At 39.2% G+C, this 16247-nt stretch carries 9 protein-coding genes; 7 read left to right on the top strand and 2 right to left on the bottom strand.

Annotated features, from left to right (window positions below; all coding sequences use genetic code 11):
• From JWG41_RS10930 to JWG41_RS10920, 3 genes are all read left to right on the top strand, one after another.
• Entirely contained in the window at positions 1-2064 is a 2064-nt protein-coding gene (locus JWG41_RS10930; RefSeq protein WP_232373934.1) for a sensor histidine kinase, read from the top strand.
• Positions 2065-2171: 107 nt separating this feature from the next.
• Positions 2172-3113 (top strand): DUF1554 domain-containing protein, encoded by a 942-nt coding sequence (locus JWG41_RS10925; RefSeq protein WP_205269966.1) that lies wholly within the window; start codon positions 2172-2174, stop codon positions 3111-3113.
• 107 nt (positions 3114-3220) lie between these two features.
• On the top strand, positions 3221-4792 hold the full coding sequence (locus JWG41_RS10920) for a 7TM diverse intracellular signaling domain-containing protein (RefSeq protein ID WP_205270021.1): 1572 nt from the start codon (positions 3221-3223) through the stop codon (positions 4790-4792).
• 6 nt (positions 4793-4798) lie between these two features.
• Here JWG41_RS10920 and JWG41_RS10915 read toward each other — a convergent pair whose 3' ends face one another.
• The gene (locus tag JWG41_RS10915) at positions 4799-5896 is read right to left on the bottom strand and encodes a LamG-like jellyroll fold domain-containing protein (RefSeq protein WP_205269965.1); all 1098 of its coding nucleotides are present in this window, start codon (positions 5894-5896) and stop codon (positions 4799-4801) included.
• A gap of 150 nt (positions 5897-6046) precedes the next feature.
• On the bottom strand, positions 6047-6919 hold the full coding sequence (locus JWG41_RS10910; RefSeq protein ID WP_205269964.1) for a LamG domain-containing protein: 873 nt from the start codon (positions 6917-6919) through the stop codon (positions 6047-6049).
• Positions 6920-7133: 214 nt separating this feature from the next.
• On the opposite strand from JWG41_RS10910, the gene JWG41_RS10905 reads away from it, so the two are divergent.
• From JWG41_RS10905 to JWG41_RS10890, 4 genes are all read left to right on the top strand, one after another.
• Positions 7134-10835, top strand: coding sequence for a LamG-like jellyroll fold domain-containing protein (locus tag JWG41_RS10905; RefSeq protein ID WP_205269963.1), 3702 nt, complete (start codon positions 7134-7136; stop codon positions 10833-10835).
• Between the two features lie 496 nt (positions 10836-11331).
• Positions 11332-13842, top strand: a complete 2511-nt coding sequence (locus JWG41_RS10900) for an ATP-binding protein (RefSeq protein WP_205269962.1) — start codon at positions 11332-11334, stop codon at positions 13840-13842.
• Positions 13843-13867: 25 nt separating this feature from the next.
• Positions 13868-15067: an EAL domain-containing response regulator gene (locus JWG41_RS10895; protein WP_205269961.1), complete on the top strand. Its 1200-nt coding sequence runs from the start codon at positions 13868-13870 to the stop codon at positions 15065-15067.
• 417 nt (positions 15068-15484) lie between these two features.
• On the top strand, positions 15485-16240 hold the full coding sequence (locus tag JWG41_RS10890; protein WP_205269960.1) for a CPBP family intramembrane glutamic endopeptidase: 756 nt from the start codon (positions 15485-15487) through the stop codon (positions 16238-16240).
• Positions 16241-16247 lie beyond the last annotated feature (7 nt).

The raw sequence follows: 16247 nt of genomic DNA, 5'->3' as shown, positions 1-16247 counted from the left end.
ATGGCAATGACGAATGGAATTCGAACTTTGGTTTTCATTAAAATGAATTGGAAACTAACTATATGGTTAGCCTGCCTTTGCAGCTGCGCACCGCTTACTTCTTTTTCCGAACCACCCGTCGCCATCCAAGGAAATTTGGATGTGCGATTATGGGATTTTCAAAAGAATCTCCCTCTTTCTGGTGAATGGATTTTTCATTGGAAAGAATGGATCTCACCCAAAACACAAGTTCCAAATAATTTTCCAAACAACAAAACTTTATCAACGGCGCCTCCATCCTCTCATACTTTTCAATCCATTGGAGAGAGATGGAAAAATAAATTAGAAGGAACCGGTTACGCAACTTACCAGCTAAAAATTCTATTTTCCGAAAATGCAAAAGAAAACATATATGCTCTCCGTTTTTTCCAAACGGGAGGTGCCGCCATGTCTATCTATGTGGATGGTGTTCTTCAATTAGAATTGGGAAAAGTTGGTAAACTTAAGGAAACCATGATTCCTACTCGGAGTTCTGGAATGATTGTACTTCCATATCCTAATAAAGAAACAAACATCATGGTTCATATTTCCAATTTTCACCATGATGATGGTGCGTTTTGGTATCCGCCAACATTGGGACTCTTTCATAACATAGAAAAACAAATACTACATGAAATCATCAAAGATTCCTTACTCACTGGCGCTCTTTTATTTATGGCCTTCTACCACTTTGTGGTTTTTTTATTTAGAAGGAATCGTTCGATCATTCTTTATTTTGGATTGTATTGTTTAGTGATTGGACTCCATTCTATTTCTTTAAATGGAAATTCCCTTTACAATTTATTTCCTGAAGTTCCTTATCATTTTGCATTTGTCCTTTCTTTAATTTTTTACTTAGCAATACCTTTTTATCTATCATTTCTATATGAACGGTTCCCCGATATTTTTTCCAAAAAAATTAAAAACTTTTTTATACTTACTTGCTGTGGATTATTTCTTTTCGTTTTGTTCGCACCTTCGGAATTAGGATCCCAAACCACTTTTTATGGGCTTTTCTTTACGATTCTTGGTTTATTTTATTCAATCATTTATCTTTCTTATGCAGTTTACAAAAAAAGAGAAATTGCCTTACCACTCCTCCTGATTCAATTTTTTTTATTCCTCAGCGCCATTAACGATACTCTATATTTATACGGTATCCTGAACTACTTTTTAATGCTCGAATATTCTTATTTAGCCACTGTTTTATTTCAGTCTCTAGTTTTAGCTTCTTACTTTACAAAGTCCGTGATCAAAACAGAAGTATTAGGAAAAGAACTTGCAAAACTAAATGAATCCCTAGAAAGAACTGTGATCCTTCGAACACGAGAATATAAAGAAGCAAAACAAACCGCAGAAGAAGCCAACGAATGGAAGGATAAATTTATATCCTTAGTGGCGCACGACCTAAGATCACCTTTAAGCACTGTATATTCTGCGTTAACTATAGTTACGGATAAAGATTCTACAGAAGAAGAAAAAACTCATATTTTCAAACAATTGTTTGTGATCTTAGAAAATGCCATGTCTACGGTAGAACATTTACTCAACCTAAACAGATTTAATAAAGGAAAAATACATTTAAATTTATCTCAGAACCAATTTTTAGATATATTGCGACCGTTAGTTGGCTCCTTCGCATTGGAACTACAAAAAAAATCATTAAGATTGGACTTCTCTATTTCCGAAGCAGCAACTATTTATGCAGATAAATCCATACTCATAGAAATCCTTCGGAATATAATTGCTAATGCAATCAAATTCAGTAACACAAGCGGTTGGATCCGGGTAGGATTTTTTGATAAGGAAACGTCCACAGAAATTACAATCGAAGACAATGGGCAAGGAATTCCTTCGGAACGCCAAAAAGATTTGTTTTACAAACAAATGACTTCACCTGGTAGTTTAGGGGAAAAAGGGTTTGGAATTGGATTGAAACTATGTTTCGAACTGATCCGCCTCCACCAAGGGAACATCCGAGTGCATTCCGAAGAGGGAAAGGGCAGTTTATTTACTTTGGAGTTTCCAAAAGAAAAACTTAGTTAGTAAATCTCATAATCTTCTACCCAATCATAGTTTAATTCCAATTTTTCATTTTTTCATTTCTATAATTGACAAAGCTAAATTCTTGAAATAAATTTACAAAATAAACAATGGGCAGCCAAATCTTAAAGATTTCGATTTTACTTTTTATCCTGGGACAAGACTGCAAACAAACAGATCTTTGCAACACGAGTGATACAGATTCTAAATGTGGCTTAACTAATGTGATCACACAATCAGATTGTAGCTTCACAACTCTTCCTCCAATAAAACCGCAAAATCTTTCTGGATCTCCTAGTAATGGACAAATTGTTCTGAATTGGAATCCCAGCCATTGCGCGACTAAGTATACCGTATATTGGTCCAACACACCCAACATCAATCCACTCACTGCGAACAAAATAGTAGTGCAGGAAACAAAGCTAACACACTCCGGGATCACTAACGGCGTAATCTATTATTACCGGATTTCTGCCGAAAATTCAATAAACCATAAGGAGAGCTTGTTTTCAGATGAAGTGTTTTTTACTCCATCTCTGGCAACTTTGAAGACCTATATCACAGCAACGACTTACGCAATACCAACCATTGGGAGTATTGCGGGGGCTGATACGATTTGCAATAACGATACCGGTAAACCTATTGGGGGTTCAACTTACAAAGCCCTTCTTGTGGATGAAACAGGTTGCGCTGGAATTCCTTGCAGACGTGCCTCCATTACTGCAAATATTGGAGACGGACAAATTGATTGGGTATTAAAACCAAACACAAATTATGTGAGATCTGACGGAGTGACACCGATTATGACAACTAATGTAAATGGTCTTTTTATCTTTGGGACTTTAACCAATGGTTGGTCAGGTTCGGCAGTAACCGGAATTAGCGGTATGTCAGGCTCCTGGATCGTTTTCGGAGGACTCACTTGTACCAATTATAGTTTGAATTCTGGCTCCGTGACGACAACCCAATACAACCAAACAGGGAGCGGTTCCCTCTCTGGTGCTGGTTTATCATGTGGAGGTTCTTACTCTTTACTTTGTATTGAACAGTGAGTCCGTTCCTTCGATCGATATATAGATTTTATAGATTTTAATCAAAAAGACTTGTCAGACTCTAGAATCTGATACGAACATTGTGTTCGATGAAAAAAATTTCTTGGATGCTGGTTTTGTTCCTTTTATTTACAGGAACTTCCTGTGCATCCAATGAATCTGGAAACCAAAACGTAACCAATCAATTCGAATTTTTCCAAGACCCGTCCACAGTAATTCCCTTTGATCAAATTCAAAAATTAAAAACTTGGACCTCTATTTCGAAAGGCCAACTTTCCTTTAATTTTACCAATGATGTCATTTGGCTCCGAGCCAAAACCACTGAAGTTGGATTCTCACAAGGACGAATCCTTTCTTTAGAATGGAAAGCCCTCGACTTTGCTGAATTGTATTATCCGATAAAACCCAAAGAATTTCAAACTTTGGGAACAGGAGACACCATCCCTAAATCAAAGTGGACATTCCCGGAAGCTCTCTACCCAAGCTTTCAAATTCCAAAAGAAAATTCGGGCGAATATTTTTATATACGAATTCAATCCAAGTCCTTGATCTCTTTTCCCATTCGTTCCTTGGATGAAAGATCACTGAACAAACATATGATTCTTGAAACAGCTGTTACTTGGCTTATTTTAGGAGTCTGCGCAGTGATGTTTGTATTTGCCCTATTTTATTTTTTTGCTTTTGGACTGAGTGAATTTTTCTTTTATGCAGGGTATGTTGTGTGCACTGTGCTTTGGTACAATGGCCAATATGGAAATGCGTATGATGTATTGTGGCCCGAATCCCCTTGGTGGCAGAACAAAGCCATATTAGTATTTTCCACTCTAGGGATTCCCTTCTCCTTTCAGTTTGTACGAATGTTTTTAAATACAAAAGTAAACAACCCACGTATCGATAAAATTTTACTGATCATGGGTATTGTGGCACTGGTTTGTGTTCCGGCAATTCTTACTGCCTACACAACCAAAATTTTTTCTAGGATCGCTACTTATATTTACCTGATCTCCATTCCTCTCATTCTTGGGACTGCCTTACAAAACTATTTCAAAGGGGAAAAACGAATCTTATTTTTTCTGATCAGTTGGGGATCCTACTTTATCGTTAGTTACAACACAATGTTTTATTTTTTAGGAATCTTACCCTATTCCACTCCCCTTCTCTATTCAGCTGTGTTTATTTTTCCCATCGATTTATTTTTCCTATTGTTTAATCTATTACAAAAATATGAAACACTAGAAGGCGAACGAAACGAAATCCTCCATCGGATCCTTACCTTAAATTCTGACTCTGACAAAAGCACACGTTATGCGAAATCAAAACTAAACTCAGTCAATACAGAAGAATCACTTGCAAAATTAGAATCATGGATGCGAACAACAAAACCTTATCTGGATGAAAAATTAGATTTAGAAATCGCATCCAATGCAGTAGGTCTAACTGTCCAACAAACATCAGAACTACTCAATTCCAAATTGGGGGTTAGTTTTCGCAGTTATCTCAATTCATTTAGAATCACAGAAGCCAAAAAAGTTTTAAAAGAAAATCCAGATGCGTCGATTCTTTCTATTGCATATGCAACAGGTTTTGGTTCCAAAACTGCTTTCAATGTAGAATTTAAAAAAGCTACGGGTGTGAGTCCGTTGCAATATAGACAATCGGAAGATGTAGAAAATCGATAACAACCATTAGGGTCCGTAGATTGGGGATCCCTGATACACTTGATTCACTGCCGTAGCACTGAGGGCTGATCCAAAAACACGAAATCCATCAATGCCACCGTGGTACCAATACCCACCACCCCAACTTCCAAAAGTAATTCTTTGTAAAATTGTATCTACGGTACCAGAACCAGTTGTGGCTGGTGTCCCTAAAAAAGTTCCATTGGTATAAAAGGAAGAATTCGTTCCGTCAAAAACGATACAAATATGTGTCCAGATACCCGCAGGCGGAGCATAGGTTTGTTTCGCACTAAAATTGGCTCGAGTAAAATATAACCCTGTTACGCCAGCTGTATTTTGCAGCCCAAACCCGCAGGCATTATTAAAAAGTGTACCATAAGAAAAAATCAATTCCTGCACCCCAGATCCGAGGAGGGCGTCTGGCTTTAGCCAAATACAAATGGTTCTTGGCAATGTCCCGCTTGGCAACATACTATCTCCGCCAATTTGAGAACTAATATCTGTTGTATTGAGATGTACTGCCCCATTCGTATCTCCTTCATATCCAGTTGTGAAGGAAAGAGAAGGACTCGCCGTTAGAATTAATGGTTGGATACCAGAATTCTCAAAAGATCCATTCGTAAATTTCAAATGGACTAAAGATCCTATTTCCACACCAATTCGCAAAGTTGTACTGGTATCCCCTGCACTGGTTGTGGCAGTGACCTTATAATCCGCATAACTGGTGATTGCTGTTGGAGTGCCAGAAATTTCACAAGTTTCCTTGTTTATGGTAAGTCCTGTTGGGAGAGCGGGTGATACGTTACAGGTGCTAATCGTCGAACATAAATTCGATTTGATAGAAACTGGAAAATTTTGCCCCAAAAGGTAAGTGGATTGCGGATAGGATAAGGAGGTACTCCCTGTACAAGGAATACAATCTTTACCTTTAATGAGACAAGCTAGTATTTGTGTTTCATTAAACTCGCGACTATAAACATCCCCTGCATTATTCAAATCAGAAGGATTACAATCCAAAACAAAAAAAAATAGGAATAGGATTGTGTATGATAATTGACCATACTGTATCAAAAAATGAATCAAGTCGCATATTTGTTTTTTCATCGTAGCACAAGAGTATAAAGGATTTGTGCCTAGCAGTCGTTCCGATATATAATTCTGAACGAAAGAATTGAAAAAAATTGATTAGATAAGAATCAACAAAATTTAACGCAATCAAAAATCATTTCCAACGACTCACTTGTCATAAGAAAGTTACTCTACGTAGGCCACTCCCAACTGATACATCTGACCAATTTGTTTGGCACTTAAGGCGATGGCATAAATTCTTACATCATCCAGAGCACCCACCCAGTAGTATGCAGGCCCCCCACCGCCGGTCCAAGTTCCTAGCGCAAATGATGCGCTAATCGTATTGAGAGGCCCTGTTCCCACAAACGGTGTAGTGGCGATAAAAACTCCATTCACATAAAAATCTGTCGCATTGCTTCCGCTATACGATGAACATAAATGAGACCAGGTGTTTATCGGCATCGTGTAATCGGCTAGGGCATCATAACCAGATCCTAAAAACGAAACTTTATTTCCTGATGCATTAGAGATTGCAAACACGGCCCCGGAAGCATTGGGATCGCCATAACGAAAAATCACGCGATGAGTGCCATTCGAAGGAAGCGACGTTGGCTTGATCCAAGCGCAAAAGGTTCTTGGATTTGCTCCCAATGGCAAACCTGTATCACTACCTGCATAGTATTGGTTATTAGCGGTGTAATTGATTGCACCATTCGAGTCGCCGTCCTTGCCAAAAGTTGCACCTGGGGGCGCCTCTGGACTACCTAAAGTAAGGACTACTGATCCTGAGTTTACTAAGGAACCATTGGTAAAATTATATTGGACCAAAGGTTGGACCGGCACACCGTTTGCATCGCTACCGCGAGAACAAAAAGGGCCTTTTAGCAAACAGTTTAAAATTTGTGTTTCATTAAACTCACGACTATACACATCGCTCGCATTCTCCAAATCGGAATGCCTACAAAAACTAAGAGAAAAAATAATAAAGAGAAACACCCCAAGAAAATGACTGGTTTGGAACGGGAACCAAGAAAGGTTATTTATTAATTTTTTCATCTTGGCTAAGGAGTATATGGGATAGATCGCGACTAGTCGTTCCGATATATATACTGGAACCTTTTTATTCTAAGGTTTTTTAGTACAACCATTGAGAATGCAGCGCAGGACGATTTTGAGGAGAATATTTATCAATCTTACCTCCGAGAAGGATGAAATATCTTGATTAAATTACCTGATCTTTCATTTTTCCATTAGGCAGAGAGAAATTCCCATGAAGAGATTCGTACTACCCCTGGCATTCCTATTCCTCTCTTCCTGTGGGCTTCCCTCCCTCAAAAGAAGTCCTCTGGATTTTTTGACTTTCCTTCGGTTCTTCTCAGGACCACAGTTTACAGGACATAGTATTGGCGGGGCTGTCTCAGGACTCCTTGCCGGAACATCGGTCACCCTCACTAACAACCAAGAATCGGTAACAGTGAGCGCAGATGGAAATTTCACATTTCCTACGAAACTCAGTTCAGGGCAAAGTTATGATGTCAGTTTCGTTGCCAATGGTGCTGGATTGTCCTGCTCGATCGCCAATGCCCAAGGTGTGGTCCAAAGTAGCAATATAACAAACGTAAGCATCACATGTGGGTTAGGTGCCAACTTTTATGAAGTTGGTGTAAACGTTTCCGGACTGAGCGGAACCATTAGCGTACAATACAATGGAACAGAAACCCTAAACATAGCCACTACTGGCCTTACCAAATTTACAACTTTAACATCGACAGGTTCCAACTATACTGTAACGATCACATCACAGCCTGCCGGTACCATCTGTTCGTTTGATAACCCAACACTCACCGTAGGAACTATGGCAGCGGCCAATGTAACTCTATTCATAACCTGTGTTACAGGATATATTGTCGGTGGGAACATTCACCCAACTCCAGGTTCTGATCTCGGAACCAATTTAATCGGAAGAAAAACCTTTCTCAAAACAAGAGTGGGTTCTTATCCCATCAATGCTGGTGGTGGCGGCGCCAGTACAGGGGGAGCCGTTGCAACTGCATCCCCTACGGCTGCTCGTTTCAATGGCCCGGGTATGATCGCTACTGATGGTAATTTCATATATGTAGCTGATTCACTGAATGCAGTGATTCGAAAGATCGATAAATCCAACGGAACCACCACCATCCTCGCCGGTGGAAATTCGGGTGGAGGAACTGTTTGTCCCGGCACAGTCACTACCAATTGCCAAGATGGCGCAGGAACCGCTGCACAGTTTAATGGGATTGTGGGACTTACGACTAACGGAAACAATTTATTTGTTCTAGAGTCAGCTGGCAGAAGGATTAGAAATGTAAATCTGACAACCTCCGTAGTATCGACGTTTGCTGGAAGTGGAAATGCCGCTTCCGCTGATAATACTTCAGGGATCCTTGCTTCTTTTAATAATCCTTCCGGTATCACTCTATTCAATGGAAATCTTTATGTTGTAGATCGTGGGAATTGTACGATCCGAGTCGTGAATCCAATCTCGACTGCCGTCACTACTCTTGCTGGTGGTCCCACTCTATGTAGTTTTGCCGATAACACAACAGGAACTAACGCTCGCTTTGTGTCTCCATTGAATATCGTTGGTCTCGGTGGTTTTCTTTATGTTTCCGACATTGGGGCTGGTGGTGGTCATAAAATTCGCAGGATATCACTCACAGGAACCAACGCTGTTGATACCATTGCTGGGGACGGTGTACAAGCATCTACCGATGGTATCGGAAACGCAGCCCAGTTCAATGACCCTCATGGCCTTACCACTGACGGAACCAATTTATTTATCTCTGAATGGTCAGGGCATAAAATCCGCCATCTCAATCTATCCACAAATAGAGTCACAACCTTAGTGGGAAGTGTTTCCGGATATGCTGACAATACAGGAGGGAATGGACTTCTCAATTTCCCCGGTTATCTATTATCGGACGGACTGAACATTTACGTAGCAGATACAGGAAATCATTCTCTTCGTTATCTGGAACATTCAGAATTACTCAGGTATACCTTTGACGGAAATACAAATGATTCAATCGGAACCAATCATGGTTTGGTGACGGGTGCCCCCACTCCCACTATGGATGAAAATGGGTTTGCCAGCGGTGCTTACGAATTTCAAGGCAGTGGAGAACTGATCCAATCGACTTCTAATATTACACCAGTAATCACAGACAACTTAACCATATCGGCTTGGATTTATCCTGGAGAAACCATCGGCGACCAAGTTATATTTCACAATGGCCAAGGTGGCACCAATGGTTATGGATTGGTTTTTAATGGAACGGGAAACCCTAGAAGTTTGTATATATCTCTAGATCCTGCTGGACTCAGCGGAAATACAACAATGAAGTTACCATTAAACCAATGGTCTCATGTTGTACTCAGGCGGTCCTATCCCAACTGGCATGTTTTTATTAATGGCAAACAGGATGCCTTAACATTTTCCTCAAATCCGAATCCCCCAGTTAACACATTCAAGGTGGGAGATGGAGGGAATGCCCTTCCTTTTAAAGGAAAAATATCTGATGTTCGTTTTTTTAATGGAGCCCTCGACAGTGATGACATCCAAAGATTAGCTGTGCAAATTCCAGCGGGACTTATCTCGTATTTTCCTTTGAATGGAAATGCCAAAGACTACGGAAGCGCTGGAAACCATCTAAACATCACTGGTGCCATCACCACAATCGATCGCAGTGGTCACCCAAGTGGAGCTTATTATTTTAATGGTGCCTCCTTTATGCAAAGATTAAGTCCGAATGGCTTACCTGCAGGAAATAGCCCGAGAACCATTTGCGCCTGGTTTAATAAATCAAGTTCCATTGGTGAATACATTGTGGGATTCGGAACCTTCGTTAACTTTCAAGGGAATGGGCTCGTAGTTTCCGATACCGTCACAGGTATGTTTGGTATTGCGGATGATGTCACAACCTTTCACGAAGGGTTTCGGAACCAATGGATGCATCTCTGCGGAACTTATGATTCTTCAAACGTAAGAGTCTTTGAGAATGGAGTTGTACGTGCTTCCGGACCTAAAGCCTGGTCCACTGTCCCCGGTCCCAGTCTGGAAGTAGGAAGGCGGCTCGATGGTGTTGCAAACTTTACTGGCGATCTTGATGAGATCAGAATCTACAACCGAGTCCTTTCTGATGCAGAGATTCGAGTTTTATCAGGCCATTATCCAACACAAGTCACTAGCTGGAACCAAACGCCTGCTAGTAGCAGTTTAAAATTATTTTTAATGCCCGAAGCTGCTTCCTTTGGCCCAGGACTTTGCCTAGGAGGATCCAACTGTGTTGGGATTGTGGATGACCGGAGTGGAAACGGATTTCATGTCAGCCAAGGTCTCGGAATCCAACAGCCAAGTTTTGATGCCACAGGCATCAACGGATCAAAAAGTTTACGTTTTACGGATACAACAGGAGCATTTCTATCTAGAGCTTGCACTCCCGAATTGAATACTGCTACCAATACTATATTTGCAGTTTTTATCGAATTGAACACATTCGGGAGTGATGGAATTTTTCACAACGGAGATTCAGGTAAATTATTATACTTACCTAACGGAGTCGGAAACCAACTCAGCTTATTTGATCTACAAGGAGGAACAGCGAGACTGATATCTAACGCAGGCTATAATATAGCTAATGAAATCGTCCTCATGTCTCTCGATTATAATGGGACTTCTGGAAATATATATAAAGGTGGCTCTGTTGTTAGCTCTACCAGTTTCGGAGTTCCGTCTTACAATTGTTCTAGCGGAAACTTAGATATCGGAAGATACTTTTGGGGTGGTGCTCCGCCATTTGATGCTGACTACCTAGAAGGACATCTAGGAGATTTAATCTATTTTGACCAAGCTCTCTCAACCAGTAACCGGCATATCGTAGAATGTTATCTGTCCAATAAATACAATCTCCCAGTGGGTCACCCCTGTCCCTAATGACAAGGGTTGACTCGAATCAAAGTCGACCCGCCGTTTGGCAATCACATCATAAACCACTCACTCCTTTAAATACAAGAAGAAGTACCTAGCGAAAGTCCGCATTTTCTTCGCTTGGTGGATTCACTAACAGAACCAAAACCATTTGATTCCCGAATTGACAAAGTAATCCAACGCAAACCTTCCTTAACACAAAAAACATTTCAAATTCGAAGAAACAATACATCTAACACCAGCCAGCTTGTTTCCATCGACGAACTCTGTTCGCAAAATCAAAATATCCTATATTATATTTATTGCATGAAATAATTCTATTTTCACCATTTCGTATTTTTTTTATGAATCCCGATCTATAATATTTACTACATAAGATAAAAATAGTAATAAATTTACAAAGCCTTCATTCATATACATTACGTTTTGTGGTTGCATACATTACTATTTTATGTTCATCTAAAGTTTTGGAAAATTTTTGACCTTAACCTAGGAAAGAAACATGAAAAACGAGGAGCTTAGTTCAGACACCTCCATAAAAAATAACGGATCAGTTCCCATCGAGTTTAAAACCATTTTCGAATCTCTTTCCGAACTCTATATGATCCTCGATTTAGAATTTAATATCATTAATGTAAGCGATGCTTATGCACATGCCACGCTCATCAAAAGAGAAAATGTAATCGGACATAATATTTTTGAAGTTTTTCCTGACAATCCGAATGATGAAAATGCCGACGGAGTCAAACAACTCAGAGCCTCCCTACTCCAAGTAGTAAACTACAAAATCACAAGCACAATGACATTACAAAAGTATGATATTCGAAAGGCGGACGGAAGTGGATTCGAAGTCAGATACTGGAGTCCTGTAAACTCACCGGTCTTAGATAATGATGGCAACTTACTTTGTATTGTCCATAGGGCAGAAGATGTAACTGAATTTGTCCACCTAAAGCAACAAAAATTGGAACAGTCCGAAAACACAGAAGAAATGCGTGAACGCATTGCCAAAATGGAATCGGAGGTTTACACTCGCGCCAAAGAAGTCATAGAAAAAAATGATGCCTTATTAAATAGCGAACAAAATTTATCAATCACCTTAAGTTCGATAGGTGATGCAGTGCTCACGACAGATGAACATGGTGTAATTAATCGTTTGAATCCTGTTGCACAGGAATTAACTGGGTGGACCGAAAAGGAAGCTCTGGGTCGTCAAGTAACGGAAATTTTGGAATTAGTTCATGTTAAAACGGGCCAACCGAAAGTAATTCCAATCTTTGAAGTCATTTCATCAGGAAAACCAAAAGGAGACAATCAAGACTCTCTCCTCATCAATCGTGATGGGATCCGAATCAATATTTCAAACAACTGTTCTCCCATTCGGAGTAAATCAGGCAGGATCATTGGGTCCATTTTAGTTTTTCGTGATGTTACAGAAGAATTTGCAGCAAAGGCATTTCTAGAAAAAGCAAAAGAAAATGCAGAATTAGCAAACAAAGCAAAAGATTCCTTTCTTGCTACCATGAGCCATGAGATCCGAACTCCTTTGAGTGGTTTGATTGGAATGTTAGAATTACTTTCTCAGACCATCCTCAGCGTGGATCAAAAAAGTATGGTTCAAAACGCCCTAGAATCAGGAAATAGTTTACTCCGAATTTTAAGCGATATTCTGGATTTGTCTAAAATTGAAGAAGGGAAACTCGAATTATCTCTCCAAGTAACATCCATCAACCGACTGCTTTCGGAAGTGGTATCTACGTACTTTCATGTAGCTCAAACGAAAGGATTATCATTAAATTATAAAATCGACGAGGCAATTCTTCTCTCACATCTTATCGATCCACTCAGATTATCTCAAATATTAAATAACTTTGTCAGCAACGGAATTAAATTTACTACGAAAGGTGGGATTACAGTTTCTGCGGAGTTAATAAAAAATCTTACGTATGCGCAACAAATACGTTTTTCCGTAACAGATACCGGAATTGGTTTAAATAAGGAAGAACAATCTCGATTATTCCAAAGTTATTCCCAAGCCACAGCTGATACGGCTAGATTGTATGGTGGCACTGGACTTGGCCTTGCTATCTGCAGGCGACTTGCCGATCTAATGGATGGAATCATCTCCATTGATAGTACGCCTGGAATTGGTTCTACGTTTAGTATCACGTTATCGCTTCCGACAATCAACATTGATATGAACGATTTAAACTCACTGACGGTAGAAGAAAATCACATTGAACCGATCATCCTAAACAAGTCTTATGTTCCAAGGATTCTTGTAGTAGACGATCATTCGGTCAATCTAGAATTACTCGTTCGTCAGGTTGAAATGTTAGGTCTTCAAGTAGATGGCACTGACGATGGGGAAAAGGCTCTGAAGTTATGGCTTGATAAAAAATACGATCTAATCATTACAGATTGTCATATGCCTGTTAAAGATGGGTATACTCTCTCAAGAGACATTCGAAATATAGAAGAAAAACGTTTCCTTCATAGGATCCCCATCATTGCATATACTGCCAATGTTCTCAGCGAAGAAAACGAACATTGCTCCAATGCAGGAATGGATGAAATTCTAATCAAACCAGCACGAATGGCAATCCTTCGAAAAACTCTTTTAAAGTGGTTACCTAATTTACTCAATCCGATTGCAATAGATTCTTCGGATCATTTCATTAGTAAAAATTCGCCAATTGATATAACAATTCTACAAAACATAGTCCCTGACAAAAAAGACCAAATACAAATCTTAAAGAAGTTTAAAATACATCATCACGAAGATTTAAGCAAACTAATCGAAGAATTATCTAAAAAGAACCTTATGGAAGCAGCTCAACTAGCTCACCGTTTAAAGGGTTCTTGTAAAATTGTTGGAGCAAGATATTTGATCAATGGGTATACAACCGTTGAATCTCTTATCGGTGAAAGTGAAATAAGTAAGTCCTTAGAAGAAATCAAAGGTATGGAAATTGATATTTCAAAAATCGAATCTTTCATTGATGATTTATAAACATCGTTTTTAAATAGGTGAACTTATGAATGCAGATGATTTAACTTTTCTAGTTGTTGAGGACGATGACTTCCAAAGAGATGTCATCGTAGATATCTTATTACGATTGGGAGCTTTGAAGATTACCGAAGCAAGAACGGGAACCGAAGCTCTCAAGGTTTTAAATCAAACAAACTCCAATTTGATTGATATCATTCTCTGTGATTTGAATATGCCGGAAATGGATGGAATGGAGTTCCTACGACATATAGGAAACGCACATTCACCTGTTGCCACAATCATCATGAGTGCTTTGGATGGAGCTTTGATTGAATCCGTTAGAAAAATGGCAGGTGCCTACGGAATCTATTTACTTGGTGCTATAGAAAAACCAATCACACCGGCTCATTTGATTTCACTATTTTCGATTTATAAATCTCGAGATACCAAACAAAAAAATGAATCAAAAGATGGTTCCATTTATACTTTGGGAGAAATTTTAGAAGGATTAATTGAAGGCCAATTTTCTCCTTTTTACCAACCTAAACTGGAACTAGCTACGGGTAAGTTGATTGGAGCCGAGGCCTTAGCAAGATGGCTTCACCCTCAATACGGAGTCGTAACACCAAATGCATTTATTGATTTGTTGGAAAAGTCTGGCAATATCGACATACTAACATTCATTATGTTAGAAAAATCTGCGAAAGCCTGCAAGGAAATGCATGCTCATGGCCATAAGATTTCTGTTTCCGTGAACCTTTCTCTTACTTCATTAGCCGATACAAAACTTGCCGATAAAATCACACAAATTGTATTAAAAACAGAATTAGATCCTAAATACATTATACTAGAAATCACTGAAACCGCTGCGATGACAGAAATGGCACCAGCCCTTGAAAACTTAGCACGTCTACGTATGAAAGGATTTGGTCTATCCATTGACGACTACGGCACCGGATATTCCAGTATGCAACAGATCACACGCATTGCATTTACCGAACTTAAGATAGACCAATCATTTGTTCGCGAGATGACCAGTAGCCATGTATCTCGGGTTCTAATTAATTCCAGTATTGATATGGCCACCAAACTCCAAATCAAATGTACGGCAGAAGGTGTTGAAACTAAAAATGATTGGGAACAATTAAAGAATATGAATTGTGACCTGGGACAAGGTTATTTCATAGCAAAACCAATGAGTTTTACTGATTTTCTACAATACTGCAACGAGAATCTTAAAACTTAAACTAACAAAAACAATACGAATCTTATTTTTCGATGGGGCGATCCCAATCGATTTCTTCATTGAACCCAGGTCGCATAAGGGCCGGGCTCTTACGGGGTGCGCATTCGCTCCCGTCCGCTCATTCAAGCGGACCAAGCCCTCCAGATCCCTATCGCAAACTTTGTATACAGAACTTCCATGATCTTACCATCTTTACTCACTGAACAAGATTCAGAGTAAAATAGAATCAAAACTGCAGTAGCATCTGGAAGATAAATCCGTTTTTTTTCTCTCATAGTAAACTATGATTTACTAAAATACAAACTTCGATACATCTAGCGAACCATCGCTATGAGCTTACATAAAAAATTTTCTTATTTCTTTTTATTCATAATCTTCGTTAGTTTAGCGATCAGCTTTTGTTTATACTCGATACAAATGTTCGCCTATTCTAAAAATCCCGAAGTTAATTTAAAACCATTCACCTTTTCAAAAATCTTATCTCGAACAGCTACTGTTATACTTTTTATCGCTCTCATTTGGTTTCGAAAACAAATTGACAAAAAAAACATTCGTTCCCTCGGTCTTGAAAATTTTTCAGGAAAAAAAGTACAACTTGGGAAAGGATTTTTGGCAGGTATCTTGTCTTTAGGTCTAGTGGTAGCAGTAAAAGTATTTTGGGGAGTCTCTACTTGGTCTCCTAAAACCTTAGGGTTTCCTGAGTTGCTCTTAAGTTTCTATTTTTTAGGAGCCGTATTCTGTATCGGCTTTGTCGAAGAATTATTTTTTCGCGGTTACCTATTACAATCCTGGATCACTGAATTAGGTGAAAAAAAAGCCGCACTCTATACAAGTTTATTCTTCTCTGGAACCCATTTCATTCGACCGATTTCAGATCCTTTGGTTTTGGTTCCAGAATTCATCGGCCTTTTTTTAGTTGGTTATGCATTGTCCTTGGCATGGATCTATACACGTTCTCTCTATCTTTCGATAGGAATCCATGCCGGCTGGGTTTATGTAGTCAAAATGCAGTCCTTCTTTGTGGATCCGATTCCTCATGATATGCATTGGGTTTTCGGAGGAGATCGTCTTGTCACAGGGATCACCTCCTGGTTCTTTATGTTTGCTTTTTTATGGTTTTTGAAGAAATCTTTTGAAAAAACAATACGAACGGAAAATACCAAAGCAATATAGAAAGTGT

The sequence above is a fragment of the Leptospira chreensis genome (assembly GCF_016919165.1).
GTDB classification, from domain to species: domain Bacteria; phylum Spirochaetota; class Leptospiria; order Leptospirales; family Leptospiraceae; genus Leptospira_A; species Leptospira_A chreensis.
This window is presented reverse-complemented; position numbering and strand designations above follow the sequence as displayed.

Excerpts from the sequence above, each read along its gene's own strand:
- JWG41_RS10930 (WP_232373934.1), top strand. The coding sequence starts at position 1 with ATGGCAATGACGAATGGAATTCGAACTTTGGTTTTCATTAAAATGAAT.
- JWG41_RS10915 (WP_205269965.1), bottom strand. The coding sequence starts at position 5,896 with ATGAAAAAACAAATATGCGACTTGATTCATTTTTTGATACAGTATGGT.
- JWG41_RS10925 (WP_205269966.1), top strand. The coding sequence starts at position 2,172 with ATGGGCAGCCAAATCTTAAAGATTTCGATTTTACTTTTTATCCTGGGA.
- JWG41_RS10900 (WP_205269962.1), top strand. The coding sequence starts at position 11,332 with ATGAAAAACGAGGAGCTTAGTTCAGACACCTCCATAAAAAATAACGGA.
- JWG41_RS10910 (WP_205269964.1), bottom strand. The coding sequence starts at position 6,919 with ATGAAAAAATTAATAAATAACCTTTCTTGGTTCCCGTTCCAAACCAGT.
- JWG41_RS10920 (WP_205270021.1), top strand. The coding sequence starts at position 3,221 with ATGCTGGTTTTGTTCCTTTTATTTACAGGAACTTCCTGTGCATCCAAT.
- JWG41_RS10905 (WP_205269963.1), top strand. The coding sequence starts at position 7,134 with ATGAAGAGATTCGTACTACCCCTGGCATTCCTATTCCTCTCTTCCTGT.
- JWG41_RS10890 (WP_205269960.1), top strand. The coding sequence starts at position 15,485 with ATGTTCGCCTATTCTAAAAATCCCGAAGTTAATTTAAAACCATTCACC.
- JWG41_RS10895 (WP_205269961.1), top strand. The coding sequence starts at position 13,868 with ATGAATGCAGATGATTTAACTTTTCTAGTTGTTGAGGACGATGACTTC.